This window comes from uncultured Marinobacter sp. (genome assembly GCF_963974375.1).
Taxonomy (GTDB): domain Bacteria; phylum Pseudomonadota; class Gammaproteobacteria; order Pseudomonadales; family Oleiphilaceae; genus Marinobacter.
On the sequence record NZ_CAXBDN010000113.1, the window covers coordinates 1 to 12,710 of the forward strand.

15 protein-coding genes are annotated in these 12,710 nt (G+C 56.0%); 4 read left to right on the forward strand and 11 right to left on the reverse strand.

The features are described from left to right. Positions 1 to 324 (forward strand): EAL domain-containing protein (locus AAC035_RS11040; RefSeq protein WP_339803887.1); only part of this gene is annotated, 324 nt, incomplete at its 5' end. On the opposite strand, the gene AAC035_RS11045 is transcribed toward AAC035_RS11040, so the two are convergent. Beyond that, positions 277 to 1,473, reverse strand: a complete 1,197-nt coding sequence (locus tag AAC035_RS11045; protein ID WP_339803889.1) for a multidrug effflux MFS transporter — start codon at positions 1,471 to 1,473, stop codon at positions 277 to 279. The genes AAC035_RS11040 and AAC035_RS11045 overlap by 48 nt on opposite strands. Positions 1,474 to 1,484: 11 nt before the next feature. Further along, a complete protein-coding gene (locus AAC035_RS11050; RefSeq protein ID WP_339803892.1) occupies positions 1,485 to 2,297 on the reverse strand; it encodes an alpha/beta hydrolase in 813 nt (270 codons plus the stop codon). Positions 2,298 to 2,426: 129 nt separating this feature from the next. Between AAC035_RS11050 and AAC035_RS11055 the strand changes: the two genes are divergently transcribed. Continuing rightward, positions 2,427 to 3,005, forward strand: coding sequence for a TetR/AcrR family transcriptional regulator (locus tag AAC035_RS11055; RefSeq protein WP_339803895.1), 579 nt, complete (start codon positions 2,427 to 2,429; stop codon positions 3,003 to 3,005). A 14-nt stretch (positions 3,006 to 3,019) separates the two neighbouring features. Here AAC035_RS11055 and AAC035_RS11060 read toward each other — a convergent pair whose 3' ends face one another. Next, positions 3,020 to 4,069 (reverse strand): mechanosensitive ion channel family protein, encoded by a 1,050-nt coding sequence (locus AAC035_RS11060; protein ID WP_339803925.1) that lies wholly within the window; start codon positions 4,067 to 4,069, stop codon positions 3,020 to 3,022. A gap of 146 nt (positions 4,070 to 4,215) precedes the next feature. Further along, a complete protein-coding gene (locus tag AAC035_RS11065; protein ID WP_339803898.1) occupies positions 4,216 to 4,851 on the reverse strand; it encodes a hypothetical protein in 636 nt (211 codons plus the stop codon). Positions 4,852 to 5,004: 153 nt separating this feature from the next. On the opposite strand from AAC035_RS11065, the gene AAC035_RS11070 reads away from it, so the two are divergent. Together AAC035_RS11070 and AAC035_RS11075 are read left to right on the forward strand one after the other, a co-directional pair. After that, positions 5,005 to 5,775 carry a LytTR family DNA-binding domain-containing protein gene (locus AAC035_RS11070; RefSeq protein WP_339803901.1) on the forward strand — a complete coding sequence of 257 codons (771 nt, stop codon included), beginning with the start codon at positions 5,005 to 5,007 and terminating at the stop codon, positions 5,773 to 5,775. Positions 5,776 to 6,255: 480 nt separating this feature from the next. After that, the gene (locus tag AAC035_RS11075; protein ID WP_339803904.1) at positions 6,256 to 6,828 is read left to right on the forward strand and encodes a hypothetical protein; all 573 of its coding nucleotides are present in this window, start codon (positions 6,256 to 6,258) and stop codon (positions 6,826 to 6,828) included. 232 nt (positions 6,829 to 7,060) lie between these two features. Here the strand turns inward: AAC035_RS11075 and AAC035_RS11080 are convergent, their stop codons facing one another. From AAC035_RS11080 to AAC035_RS11110, 7 genes are all read right to left on the reverse strand, one after another. Further along, complete coding sequence (locus tag AAC035_RS11080; RefSeq protein WP_339803907.1) at positions 7,061 to 7,843, reverse strand: FKBP-type peptidyl-prolyl cis-trans isomerase; 783 nt, start codon at positions 7,841 to 7,843, stop codon at positions 7,061 to 7,063. Positions 7,844 to 7,966: 123 nt separating this feature from the next. Beyond that, entirely contained in the window at positions 7,967 to 8,614 is a 648-nt protein-coding gene (locus AAC035_RS11085; RefSeq protein WP_339803910.1) for a hypothetical protein, read from the reverse strand. Positions 8,615 to 9,063: 449 nt separating this feature from the next. Continuing rightward, a complete protein-coding gene (locus AAC035_RS11090; protein WP_339803913.1) occupies positions 9,064 to 9,240 on the reverse strand; it encodes a DUF2897 family protein in 177 nt (58 codons plus the stop codon). A gap of 140 nt (positions 9,241 to 9,380) precedes the next feature. Beyond that, the gene (locus AAC035_RS11095; protein WP_339803916.1) at positions 9,381 to 10,049 is read right to left on the reverse strand and encodes a DUF6064 family protein; all 669 of its coding nucleotides are present in this window, start codon (positions 10,047 to 10,049) and stop codon (positions 9,381 to 9,383) included. A gap of 16 nt (positions 10,050 to 10,065) precedes the next feature. Beyond that, the gene (locus tag AAC035_RS11100; RefSeq protein ID WP_339803919.1) at positions 10,066 to 10,989 is read right to left on the reverse strand and encodes an aldo/keto reductase; all 924 of its coding nucleotides are present in this window, start codon (positions 10,987 to 10,989) and stop codon (positions 10,066 to 10,068) included. Positions 10,990 to 11,217: 228 nt separating this feature from the next. Then, positions 11,218 to 11,352, reverse strand: coding sequence for a putative transporter small subunit (locus tag AAC035_RS11105; RefSeq protein ID WP_339803922.1), 135 nt, complete (start codon positions 11,350 to 11,352; stop codon positions 11,218 to 11,220). Further along, positions 11,349 to 12,710 (reverse strand): sodium:proline symporter (locus AAC035_RS11110; RefSeq protein ID WP_339803924.1); only part of this gene is annotated, 1,362 nt, incomplete at its 5' end. The genes AAC035_RS11105 and AAC035_RS11110, both read right to left, overlap by 4 nt.

The following is a 12,710-nucleotide window of genomic DNA, read 5'->3' on the forward strand; positions in this document are numbered from 1 at the left end:
TCGTCCCTCAGCTACCTGAACCGCCTGCCGGTCGACCTGCTGAAAATCGACCAGTCGTTTATCAACGACTGCACCCATGACGACAACGACGCCGAAATTGTCCGCGCCATCATCGCTATGGCCCGCAGCCTGAAGATGGAACTGATCGCAGAGGGCGTGGAAACTGCCGAGCAACTGGCCTTCCTGCAACAACAGGACTGCCATGCCTATCAGGGCTACTACTTCAGCCCGGCAGTCAGTGAGCAGGCCTTCTGCAACATGCTGGTCGCGACCAACCTATTTGGCGGCAGCAGGCAGGGCAAAAATCAACAGCGCCAACAATGATGCTCCGGCCAACAATAGTCCCAGCGCCAGGGTCGGCCCCACAGGTAGCACTGAAGCCAACGCCGTCATCATGGCGGCACTGCCCATTTGCAGGAATCCCAGCAGCGCCGACGCCTGCCCTGCCTGATGACCAAACGGCTGCAGCGTCAGCGCTGTACCCAGGGGGTTGATCATCCCCATGCCGAACAGAAATAGGCAGATTGCCAGGCTGAAATAGCCCAGGCCGCCCTGGGTCTCCAGCAACAGCATCACACCACCAAGCAAAGCCACGACAATGCCTGCGCAACCGATCTGACGGGTGCCAAACCGCCTGGCTAGCCGTGGCGCCAGTAGCCCCGCGCCGAAAACCACGAAAACCGTAGCCGCAAAGAATAGTCCCAACTGGAAAGCAGATAGTGCCATTCGACCCATAAGTATCGCCGGCGTCGCTGCGAAGAAGGCGTACAAGGCCCCAATAATCAGACTGACCGCCAGCCCGGGCAGAGTAAAGCGCCGGTCCTGCAACAGTCCGCCATAGGCCCGAAGCACCGTAGCGCCCGTGCCGCGCTGGCGCCGCTCTGGCGGCAGGGTCTCGCCTGCCCCGAGCAGGTAGAACACGGCCAGGAGAACACCCAATGCAGCGACCAGAACAAAGGTCTGACGCCAGCCCAGATTCTCCTCAAGGAGACTGCCAAGCAACGGGGAAAATCCCGGAGCCGCCGCCATTGCCACCATGATCAGTGCCAACGCCCTGGCCAGGACCTCACCGTCGAACAGATCCCGGGCAATCGCACGGGACAGCACCGAAGCGGCGCATACCCCCAGGGCCTGGATAATGCGGCCAACAATCAGCAGCTGCAGATTGTCTGCCACGGCGCAGAGCAAACTGCCTGCGACGAATATCGCCAGACCGGTCAGAACAAGGGGGCGCCGTCCAATGCGGTCGGACAGCGGCCCGATCACCAGCTGGCCAAGGGCAAACGCAGCGAAAAAACTGGACAGCAGCCAGGCGAGATCGCGTACCGAAACATCAATGTCCGTCGCGATGCTGGAAAACGACGGCAGAACGATCGTGGTTGCCAAGGTACCAATCGCCGCCAGGGCCGCCAGCAATGTCAGCAGCCCCCCAGTCAGTGGCCGCGTCGTCAACGTTTGGGATGCAGTTGTCATGGGCGTCTCCATCATGCCACCACGTAAGGCTGGCGCAGTTTTGCGCTGATAAATCCGGCACAGCGTCCGATACAGTCGGCGTCGCTCAACAGGCGGGTATGGCCCAGGCCATGCAGCCGCACCAGCTCGCTGCCTGGCCAGGCCCGGTGCAATTGCTCCGCAGCCTGAACAGGCACCACGCGGTCCTCCGGATCATGAAGAATCAAGCCGCGGTGTCTCAGTCCTGAACGCAGAGCTTCCAGTCCCATGCTGTCGATAGACTGGCCGATAAATCCCGGCACCCAGTCCAGAAAAGGCTGGGCATGCGGTGGCGCGAGACCCATTCCATGTGCCAAACCCACAAGCATCGGTCGCAGGGACGATGGACCACTGAGATGCACGCTGGCAGTTACCTGCAACCCCTGGTGAAAGGCCAGCAGGGCTCCCGCTGAACCAGCCGAGTGTCCAATAACCCCATGGATATCGCCTAAACGCTGGCACAGCCACAACAGAGCGCGGCCCATATGCACCACACTGCTGGTGTCGCCCGCCGAATCCCCATGGGCAGGGGCATCGAACAGCGTCGCCGAAAATCCCGAGGCCACCAGTGGTGCGATGAAACCCCGTAAATGAGAGCCGCGACTATTCCAGCCATGGGCCAGAACAACCCGTGGCCCACGACCAAAGGTCCAACTGACCAGGGTACCGCCCGGATAGGCATGTTCCTCTCGCAGACCCTTGTTCAGAAATGCCCGCTCTGCCTCCGTTGCAGGGACACGCTGCGGCACTGAGAAGCTGCGAATCAGCACTTCCAATGCCTCGGTTGATGGCTGTAACTGCGTCATAACCAATTCCTCTTAGTCAAAGCTCATGGGATATCCAGAACTGCCATGTTAAGATGTCAATCGACATCATAATTATAAATGTCAGTCATCATCAAAAAAGTGTCAACCTTTTTTTGAAGGAGATGGATCGTGAAAGTGACTCGAGCCGAAGCGGAAGCAAACCGGGAGCGCGTTATTGAAACCGCCGGACGTTTGTTCAGGGAGCAAGGGATTGACGGTATCGGACTGAACGACCTGATGCAGGCAGCGGGCCTGACTCGTGGTGGCTTCTACCGTCAGTTTGATTCCAAGCTTGACCTGACCGTGCAGGCCATGAATCGGGCCAAAGATGTCAATCAGACGCGCTGGGGTAAACTCAGGTACCTACCGCCAGAGCAGGCCCGAGAGCAACTGATACGGCAGTATCTTTCCGACTATCACGTCAGCAATCCAGGGGACGGCTGTGTGCTGGCTGCGTTGGGAGGGGATGCCGTGCGTCAGCCGCCAGAGGTACGGAGGGTCTACACAGAGAACCTGCTGCAGTTGCTGGATCTGATCGGTGAGTTCAGCCACGGTGAAGCCGAGGGTGAACGCAGTCAGCAGGCCATGGCCACCTTGTCGTTGCTTGTGGGTGCCCTGGTGCTGTCTCGCGCCGTAGATGACGACAGCCTGTCCCGGGAGCTACGGGAGTCTGCAATCAACGCTCTGCTCAAGCCAGAGGCTGAATAGTGGTCAGGCCCACCTCAGGGCTCCACCAGCCGGGCCCTCAGACGAGGCAGCTGAGCAGGGTAGTTTTGCTGGATAAAGGTGACCAGGCCCTCGCGGATGGCACATCTCAGGTCCCAGTTACGGCTGGAATCCGCCGCGCTCATCAGAAACCGCACCTGCATGGCCTGGTCATTGGAATCGGTTACCTGCACCGTCGCCAGTTTGCCATCCCAGAGCTCGGAATTGGCCAGCAACCGGTTAAACTCCTCCCGCAGTACTTCTACCGGCATGGTGTAATCCACCCAGACAAACACCGCTCCCAACAGGTCCGAGTTGTTTCTGGACCAATTCTGGAACGGATTTTCGATAAACCATTGCAGCGGCACCACCAGGCGACGCAGGTCCCAGACCCTTAACACCACATAGGTGGACGTAACCTCCTCCACCCAGCACCATTCGCCCTGCACATGCAGCACATCGTCGATACGAAAAGGTTGGGTAAAGGCAATCTGCATCCCCGCCAGCAGGTTGCTGAGCACCGGGCGCGCCGCAAACCCCAGAATCAGGCCGCCAACACCCGCAGAAGCCAGCACACTTGCCCCCATGTGCTGGACGGAATCAAAGGTCATCAGCGCGGCACCGAAACCAATAATCACAATAAGAATATTCAGGGCCCGAACCAGAAACCGGGTTTGGGTTTCTACCTTGCGTGCCCGTTTCCATTGTCCTTCAAGCACTGGATTCAATGCGACAATCACGTCAGCAATGGCAGAAGCGAGACGCACTGCCGCCCAGGTAAACGCAAGAATAAGCAGCAAGGTGGTGACTTGCTGAATGGCACCTATGAGTGGCAGATCCCCTGGCGCTGCCTTCAGCGACCCGGTCAGCGCCAGCAGGCAGAGCACCACACCGAGAGCTCGGGCAGCCGCATCAAGGAACAGGCGCAGAACGGTTCCGGATTCGGAGAAATGGCGAAAAACTGCCAGGGCCAGCCGATAGATCACATAGGTGACCAGTACCGCAAAAATTGCCGAGCCACCGGGCCACAGCCACGCACTGAAATCAGCCCTGAACGCCTCCAGCATCAGTCCTCCAAAAAAAACCATACCCTGCCATAGTCAACAGAGCTTTCCAGCGAATCCGACGAACCGCTCTGACTAACCAAAGACTATACCAGCCCCTGGTCTCTTACCATGCTTGCCTCGGCAAACGTAGGTGCATCTCCTTTTTGCTACCGGGATGGCTGAGGGGCCAGCACCCGTGCGTTCCACCAGAACATCAGCGGTGTAATCACCGCTGTGGGGCCAAGCCAGGCGACCAGGGTTGGCAGGAAGGTGGCATTCACCACTACGGCCGCAGTGAGCGTGGCAATGGTCCCGGCCAGCATCCGGGTTAAATGCCGGGCAATGCGTGACTTGCCCGCAATGGGGCCAGCACGCCAATCGCGCCAGTCAGACAAGCTCATCACCAGGCCGATAGAACCAAAAATCAGCAGGAGGATGGGTTGTGATCCGCTCGAGGTCAGCAAACCAGACGCGCCGAACCCGAGCATACCAAGGCCAGTGAGAGCCATCACGGCGCCGGCCAGGTGATCGACAGAACGCGGGCGGCCGTCTCGTACTCTGGCCGAACGCCAACCGGTGAACACCAGATAAAAGCTGAAGATGCCAATAACCAGCAGGAAGATGTTTGGCCGGATCGCGACCAGGGCGAGGGTTGTCAGCGTAACGATCAGCATGGCCAGAACGTAAATACTGCCTGCCCGGCGATGCCAGAGAGAACCCTTCACGGTTGCCACTGAAATCCCTGCACTTGCCAACGCAATGAAGCCGGCAAGGATGTGAAAAGACAAGATAAGCTGGGTCATCACTGTGCCTCCAGAATGAATGTGTTGAAGCACATCCTGATTCGGAAACAGTGAGCATTAAATCAAAAATTCGTCAGCTACTCTGGAAATACGTCAGGGCAATGCTAATATCCGTTCGCGATGCGTGAACGACTTATAGAGCTTCAAAAAAGGGTGGCTGCACCGATTGCCGTCGGAGTGGTACTGGGCCTCATCGGTCCTTTCGGTACCTTCGAGCTGCTTGGCCTTATGCCAAGGCTTGGGTACTGGCTGGCTATTGTGTCACTCAACTGGTTTCTCTGTGATCTTGGCATCCGCCGAGTCGACGCACATCTTCCCGATACAGTTCCCATGCGGCAAGTAATCGCTCCACTTACCGGCGCCTTGCTGGTGGCTGTCCCCGCTACTGCCGTGGTTGCTGTAGCAAACGGTCTCTCCGGCATTGGCTGGCCTGAGGCGCCGGGGCAGCTGTTCTGGCAGGTGTTGCTCCTGCTTGCGGCCATTTCCGTTCCGGTCTATAACGTTGCTGTCCTGCTTGAGACTGCAGCCTCAGCACAGCCTTCTTCAGGGCAAGATCTGGCGTCCGCCAAAGAGTCAGAACCTGCCGGCCTGAAACGCTTCAGCGAACGCTTGCCGGAGCCTCTGGAAGGAACCCTCCTCTGCCTGGAAACACACGACCATTATCTGGCCGTCCACTCCACTGAAGGCAAACAGTTGGTCCTGTGTCGTATGGAAGATGCCACACGGGAGTTAGAGGGCTTGGGCCAACGGGTGCACCGTTCCTGGTGGGTTGCGCAAAGCGCTGTTGCGGGTATCGAACGTGATGGCCAGCGCTTACTGCTCCGCCTGACGGATGACCGCCGGGTACCCGTAGGCCGGACCTATCGTAATGCCCTGAAAGCATCCGGCTGGATACCAACGCCCGTCACTCAAAAGCCGGACTGATCCTGCCCCGGCAAATTGCGAATCCACTGTACACATGGCTGAAGCCCTCACGGGCTTAGCAGCCAAGGTTCTGGCTTGTGGTCAGGTTCATGACCACTTCCCTCGGTGCGAAAGACTCCCTGGACTCACTAACAGAAGCGTCACGGCATCCGGCCGTGACAGCCAAACCAAGGACTGGCGGTATGGTCAGGGTGATCAGCTTCGTCAAAACATTCCCAAGCAGCGCTTGTGGCTTTTACCTGGATGGGCTGACAGGCAACCAGATTTTCAGCTTTCCTGAAGATGTAATTTCTAAGCTGCATGCCGGATAAGAAACTACACCGAAATTACAAAGAGTTACACGTAAAATATTGAAAACTCTATTGTTTAAGAAAATCTATTTGTTTAACCTCCGGTAGACTAATGCCCTGACAGAACCTTCTACCCGATCGTTGATGCTGCGGGCTCATGCCTGACTTCAAATAGACAAAAGGAAACACCATGAAGTATTTCACGTCACTATTCCTGACGCTTGCAGTCGTGTTCTCCAGTACGGCCAATGCACAAAAATTTGGTGGATTCGAATCCTATGACTCTGGCGCCAGATCGTTACTGAATACAATCGTGACCCAACTGGGCATTCAGGATTCTGACAACAGCATAAAAGTGAAAGTTTATGAAAAGATCAATACGGCCCTCGAAGGTCACTGGTACTCCTACTGGATAGGCATGAACGATCTGGCGAGTTCACAATATCAGGATGGGGAAGAGAAAGGTTTTATCCAGGTGCTTCTGCCAACCAATGAATCCGGCATCTGGATTCTCACGCTCGCGAAAACGCAAGGCGTCCCACAAATTATTCTCTCAATGGCACAGGTTCGTCATGGCAGTCAGGACGCGGCCCTGTCAGTTTACAATGAGAGGAAAAATGACAGCGAAAACTACGTTGTGAATAATGAAAGTGATAATTTCGCGTTCATTCAGGAGAAGGGCCAGGTCGCTTTCAGCATGCTCAACATCGGCACTGGCACGGCTTCGGTGGTTTACGTCACTCAATTCGCCATTGATCTCTGAGATCACAATGGCCATACCGGTCCAAAAGACCGGTATGGCCATTGCAGAAAAGAAATGCACATCATGATTCCAGAATATCCGGGACATGACGGCATTGACCTGAGCGTGCTTACAACACAGCCCCGGAACCGGTACGCCATTCTCGACTTTTTTAAAGATCACCAAGGTTCGGCGGGCGGAAAAACATGACTCCTGCATACAGAATCTCCCTTTGTGTTGCTTACGGAAAACTCTAATCTTGATCACCACTGTTTTGCCGGGAGATTACCGATCCGTTTTGCTTCTCGATTTCAAGCAGCTCCACCTCAAATATCAACACAGCGTTCGGTCCAACGTAGGGGTCGGATCCCCGTTCTCCGTAGGCAAGGTCAGCGGGGATATACAATTCCCATTTGGCACCTTCTGACATCAGCTGGAGTGCTTCAGACCAGCCTTCAAGGAGCTGCTTTACCCTGGCCCTGTAGGCTTCGTTACGGGCGTGAGTGCTGTCGAACTCAGTACCATCGATAAATCTGCCCCGGTAATGCACAGTCACTTCATCGTCTTCGTCAGGCGTGTATCCGCCATCACCTTCGGTGATTACCGTGTATTGCAGGCCACTTTCTGTGACCACCACTCCGTCTTTGCGGGCGTTTTCTGCCAGAAACTTTTCACCTTCCTGTTGATTTTTCTCACCAATGAGAGCTCTTTCGGCCTCTTTCTTTTTGGTGTGGATTTCCTGATAAACTTCCAGTGTGGCGACAATTTCTCCATCAGACATTTTCATGTCACCGTCAGCAAACACATCTTGCATTGCTGTGGCCAGAAGTGCGACATTCAGCTCAATCCCTTCTTCCTTGAATTTTTCGGCCAAATCCGCGCCATAGGCATAACTGAAACGATCATCCAGGGTTTTAAAATCAGGCTGCATTTCATCAGCTACGGTTTCATTTTCTGCAGAGTTATTAGCTTGAGACTGTTCACTATAGGTGCCCATGAAGATTGTGTTCATCAGCAATATCGCGAACGCACTCATGTATGTATTCATATTCATCCCTCAGTTAGCCAACGTTAAACCAATAACAATAAAAATAAGTCAATAATAAAAAGCCTCAACCCAAAAGGTTGAGGCTTTTTAACGAGCTACAGCTATAAAGGATTATTCAACCAACCAGCGGCTGGCGTATTCACGCATTACCCGACCAACTGCGCCACCATCACCAGAAGTTGGGGTGAAGTGGGAACCAGAAGTAGTTTCCTGGGTATAGCGGGTTGAATTGGTTCTGCAGTTTCTGCCGTTTGAAGGCAGTGCCGGTGCCAGAGTGTCACCTGTGCTGAAGATACAAACAACATCAACGTCACTGGCTACAGGACGGGAGATACGAGTGGTGAAAACGGTGTCAGGCTGGACGCCGATGACACAGTCAGCATCAAGACGGTTGGCAGCGTTGAACGCACCACCGCCACCTTGTGAGTGACCAGACGTACAGACTTTGGGATCTGAACCAACAATGTTGCTGTAACGGCTCTTCGCCTGATTAACTGCGCTTTCTACCGCGCGGCCATCGCCAGCGCTGGCGGTTGTGGCTGCAGCCACCAGAATGCACTGCTCGGCTACCGACTCGAGCAAACCGCGGTAAGTGGTGGAACCACCACCGGTGCCATTACCCCAGCCCAGGATGTTGTAATTACCGCTGCCACCGCTTGGTACATAAAATACAGCACCGGATCCGGATACACGGTTGACACTGCAGTCACTGCCACCGCCGCCATTGCCAGGGTTGATAGCCATGGCAGAACCTGACATAACCATTCCTGAAACCAAAGCTGCAAAGACACTTCCAAGCTTCACTTTATTTGAAATTTTCATAAAAAACCTCTTTTTATAAGTTAGGTTGATATTTACATGTGTTGGCTCAACCTTTCAGAGAGTAAGGATTCAAATTACAGCTATGAAAACGTACTGATCGACACCTATGCTCAGACCAAAAACCAATCTTTGCATCAGGTTGTCGGGTAGTGTAGGAGGAGGGGTTTATTCTTGATATCACATGAGCATCACAAGAAATCTTTTAGTGGACGCTCAGGGGTGAGTATTTAGACGGGCATCGCAAAATAACATTAATCAAGCTTAAGTATTTAGAAATAACAAAATGGACGGTCGGTGGGTGCTCTTATGTCCGAAATAGAGGACGCAGCGGGCTGAACAAATGAGGGCCGCGAATAGTCGTCATCCTCAGCGTGAACAGCTCACCACTACCACTGTTCCCGGTCCTCGGCGCTTTCCTCGGCTTCGACCTGTGCTTTCCTGGCCTGTATTTTTTTCATTTTCTCCTTGGAAATCCGCATATTGGTACTATCACGCAGCATGAACAGCCCACCAAGCACCAGGGCTATAGCCCCGAGAAGGAATACCCACCCTATAATCGGCATACGCATGGCTCCCTGGCCGGATTGCTTTCCTTTATAGTGGACCAGGAACCTTCCGCCCTCCAGTCGGATTGCGGATATCATCCCTGTCATTTGCCATAATTCATGACCATGCAGTGGTCCGTAAAGGTAGCGTTCCGCGCTTACCGGGGCTTTAGCCAGAACCCAATCAGAATCAGCACCAGTGTAGCTGCGGGAACGGCAAGCATCAGTGGCAGGTCAAGACTCCACAGCGTGGCCGCACTGAACAGGCACCAGAGCAGCGGCAACAACAATAACAGCCAACGAATTCGCCTGGGCAGCAGCATCAGGCAGGGTACGGTAGCTGCGGCGGTTACGTCTGGCGTCAGGCCAAACAGGGCGACGGTCTGCCAGTTTCCGGACTGGGCCACCGTCAGCAAGGGCAGCAGTATCGTCATTCCCAGCCATGCCATACCCAGTTGCCAGCGGCGTGCAGGCGTTATGGAACTCTCTTCGGGGTGCCACAGCAGGGCCACGATTGTCAGCAGGGCGGCCTGCAGAATGAAGGCCCAGCCAAACCAGACGGCTGGCGTGTTGATTGGCCCGTAATAGGCCATCAGGAAGCCGGCACCGCTCCCCACCCAGGCCGCCGCCAGCAATAACAGAACACCCCGCCTGGCCAGCCAGTCGCCGCGCACCAGCAAGCCTGCAATCAGTATCATCGATACCACGGCGATGCCCTGCCACGGCCAGACATCCTGATTGATGCGCACGAACAGTCGCAGAAACACCTCCGGCCCGAACATCAGAAAATCCGACAGTGAATAACTCAGCCAGTCCACGCCCGCCATAACTCGTTAAAACCTTCTATAAGCCGGCCACATACTCCGCCATCTGCCAGCGCTGTTGTTCATCCGGCAGCCTGCCGTACAAGGCGCCCATGTTTTCCTCCATGTGCTCCACCCGGGTGGTAGCGGGAATGGCACAGGTGACTGCGGGGTGAGACACAATAAACTTGAGGAAGAACTCGGCCCAGTTGCGACAACCGACCTCACCCGCCCAGGCAGGTAATGGCCTTGACTGGTAGCGGCGGAACAGACTGCCACCCTGGAACGGGCGATTAACAATAATGGCAATACCCCGCTCTCTTGCCAGCGGCAGCAGGCGCTGCTCGGCTTCCCGGTCCAACACATTGTAGGTCAGTTGCACGAAGTCCAGGGGCTCCTGCTCCATGATGCGGGCAAGCTCGGCATGGCGGCGGCCGTGGGAGGTGGAGATGCCCAGGTAGCGGATATCGCCGTCGGCCTTCATCTGTTGCAGGGTGTCCAGGTGAGACTCCCAGGACAGCAGGTTATGGACCTGCTGCAGATCAAAGCGGTCAATACCCCATTTACGGCGCAACGCCTGATCCTGCTCCCTGGTAGCCCCGCCGTCCCGGGTCCAGATCTTGTTGGCGGAGAACACCTTGTCATGGGCGTTCAGGCTCACCAACGCCTCCCCCATTACCTCGTCTGCTGTGCCGTACATGGGCGACGAGTCCACCATGGTGCCGCCCTGTTCAAAGAAGGTTTTCAGTACCTCAGTCCGCTCCGCCACAAGCTGCTGATCGCCCCCCACATTGAAGGTGCGCCAGGTACCCATACCAATGATGGGCACGGACTCGCCCGAGGAGGGAATGGCCCGGGTAATAGCCGCCCCGCCTGGCGACGCCATCAAAGCCGGCACGCGAAGCGACAATCCGGTGGCCGCCAGGGCGGCCAGGAACTGGCGACGGGACCAGGGTGTTGCCATGGCTCATCCTCCGATATTCGTTGAACACTCACTGGTGTTACGAGCCGGTGCAGATTCGGGTTCTGTTGCTGTTGCTGTTGATATTGATATTGGTAAACAGCTTAGACCCGGTTCCCCTCGAATCCGAGTGACGACTTCTGACATAGTCCAATGCCCACAAAAAAAGCCCGACCATCTGGCCGGGCTTTCTGATGACACACGAGGGCTTCCGCCCTCGCACCGATCGAGTCAGATCAGGTCTTTATCCGATTTCCGGGCCTTGCGCACATCCCGGACCACGGCCCAGCAGATGACTCCCAAAACCACCAGGGTAATAGCCGGCCATATCAGAATGTAGGCTCCGTACACGAGTTCACTGGTCATTTTGCACCCTCCGGTACCAGGTTGGATTGCTCTTCCACGTCGTCGTAATCGCCGACCCGCTTTTTGATCAGGCCAAAATCGAAGCGCTCGTTGCTGAACAGCGTCATGCCCGTGCAAACCAGGGCGCTGGCGCCATAGGCGGTCAGGGATGCCATCAATACCGTGTACTCCCGCAGGAAGCCGGTGGCGAAAATCAGCATGGCCACCAGGGCAATCAGACCCGCGATCAGGCCTCCATAGCGCCCGAAGAAGCCGAACACCATCAACCCTATCACTACGGCACCGCCGACAGAGGCCAGAACCTCAAAGGCCAGTACAGTAAGCCCGGTCATTTCCAGCAGCTCAAAGCGGGCGATGCAGAACAGCGCCATGGCCACCACCACCGACCAGGTAAAGGCGGCGTTGGTCACCCTGTCCCAGTAACAGCTGACAATCACCGGAAACACGATAGCGCCCCACAGTGCGCCCACAAAAACCAGCATGACCAGGATATCCAGCGAGAAGCTCGCAAAGATCAGACCTGCCGCAGTAGCGACGATCATGGTGATACGCCCCACCAGCATCATGATCTTGGGGTCCGGCTCGTCGCCGGCGATATTCTTGCCGTACACGTCCGCCATCATGATGGTGGACAGGGCCGACAGATCCGAGTCGGCCGTGGACGACAGCGAGCCGATTACCAATACGAAGAACAGCGCCACAAACACCGGTGACAGATAGGTGGAGACCATCTGGGGGATGATGTTGTTCATGTTGCCATCAATGGGTTCCATGCCCACAGACAGCGCCATAAGACCAATCATGCCGAGGCCGATCACAATGGCCCCGTAACCGATAGTGGCGGTAATAAAGGTGGACTTGATGTGGCTCTCACGCACCGCAAACAGCCGCTGGGAGATGGTCTGGTTACCAATGGCGTAGGCCAGAACCGCCACGAAAAAAGGCGCACCCTGATTCATGATGGCGTCCATGGAGAAAATGTCCGCCTGCTGATCGGTCAGCCGGCTGAGACCATCCACCATGACTTCGGTGCCGCCGGCCGCAAACAGCACCGCCGGGATAATCAGAATGGCAATGGCCATCAACGCCACCAGCTGGGCAAAGTCGGTAAACACCGAGGCCCGGAAACCGGACGTCAGGGTATAGGCCAGCACGCCGACACCGGCCACGACTACACCCGTCTCAAAGGACAGCGGTGACAGCACCGACACCAGGGCACCGGCTGCGGTAAAGTTCACCATCAGACTTATGACACTGCCCAGGATGTTGGAGCCTGCCAGAATCAGCTGGCTGGAAGGCCCATGGCGGGCATGAATCAGCTCACCCAGGGTGTGACCATTGGGCGCCAGCTTGCGAAA

Excerpts from the sequence above, each read along its gene's own strand:
- AAC035_RS11065 (WP_339803898.1), bottom strand. The coding sequence starts at position 4,851 with ATGACCCAGCTTATCTTGTCTTTTCACATCCTTGCCGGCTTCATTGCG.
- AAC035_RS11075 (WP_339803904.1), top strand. The coding sequence starts at position 6,256 with ATGAAGTATTTCACGTCACTATTCCTGACGCTTGCAGTCGTGTTCTCC.
- AAC035_RS11060 (WP_339803925.1), bottom strand. The coding sequence starts at position 4,069 with ATGCTGGAGGCGTTCAGGGCTGATTTCAGTGCGTGGCTGTGGCCCGGT.
- AAC035_RS11105 (WP_339803922.1), bottom strand. The coding sequence starts at position 11,352 with ATGACCAGTGAACTCGTGTACGGAGCCTACATTCTGATATGGCCGGCT.
- AAC035_RS11090 (WP_339803913.1), bottom strand. The coding sequence starts at position 9,240 with ATGCCGATTATAGGGTGGGTATTCCTTCTCGGGGCTATAGCCCTGGTG.
- AAC035_RS11050 (WP_339803892.1), bottom strand. The coding sequence starts at position 2,297 with ATGACGCAGTTACAGCCATCAACCGAGGCATTGGAAGTGCTGATTCGC.
- AAC035_RS11100 (WP_339803919.1), bottom strand. The coding sequence starts at position 10,989 with ATGGCAACACCCTGGTCCCGTCGCCAGTTCCTGGCCGCCCTGGCGGCC.
- AAC035_RS11095 (WP_339803916.1), bottom strand. The coding sequence starts at position 10,049 with ATGGCGGGCGTGGACTGGCTGAGTTATTCACTGTCGGATTTTCTGATG.
- AAC035_RS11045 (WP_339803889.1), bottom strand. The coding sequence starts at position 1,473 with ATGACAACTGCATCCCAAACGTTGACGACGCGGCCACTGACTGGGGGG.
- AAC035_RS11085 (WP_339803910.1), bottom strand. The coding sequence starts at position 8,614 with ATGTCAGGTTCTGCCATGGCTATCAACCCTGGCAATGGCGGCGGTGGC.
- AAC035_RS11080 (WP_339803907.1), bottom strand. The coding sequence starts at position 7,843 with ATGAGTGCGTTCGCGATATTGCTGATGAACACAATCTTCATGGGCACC.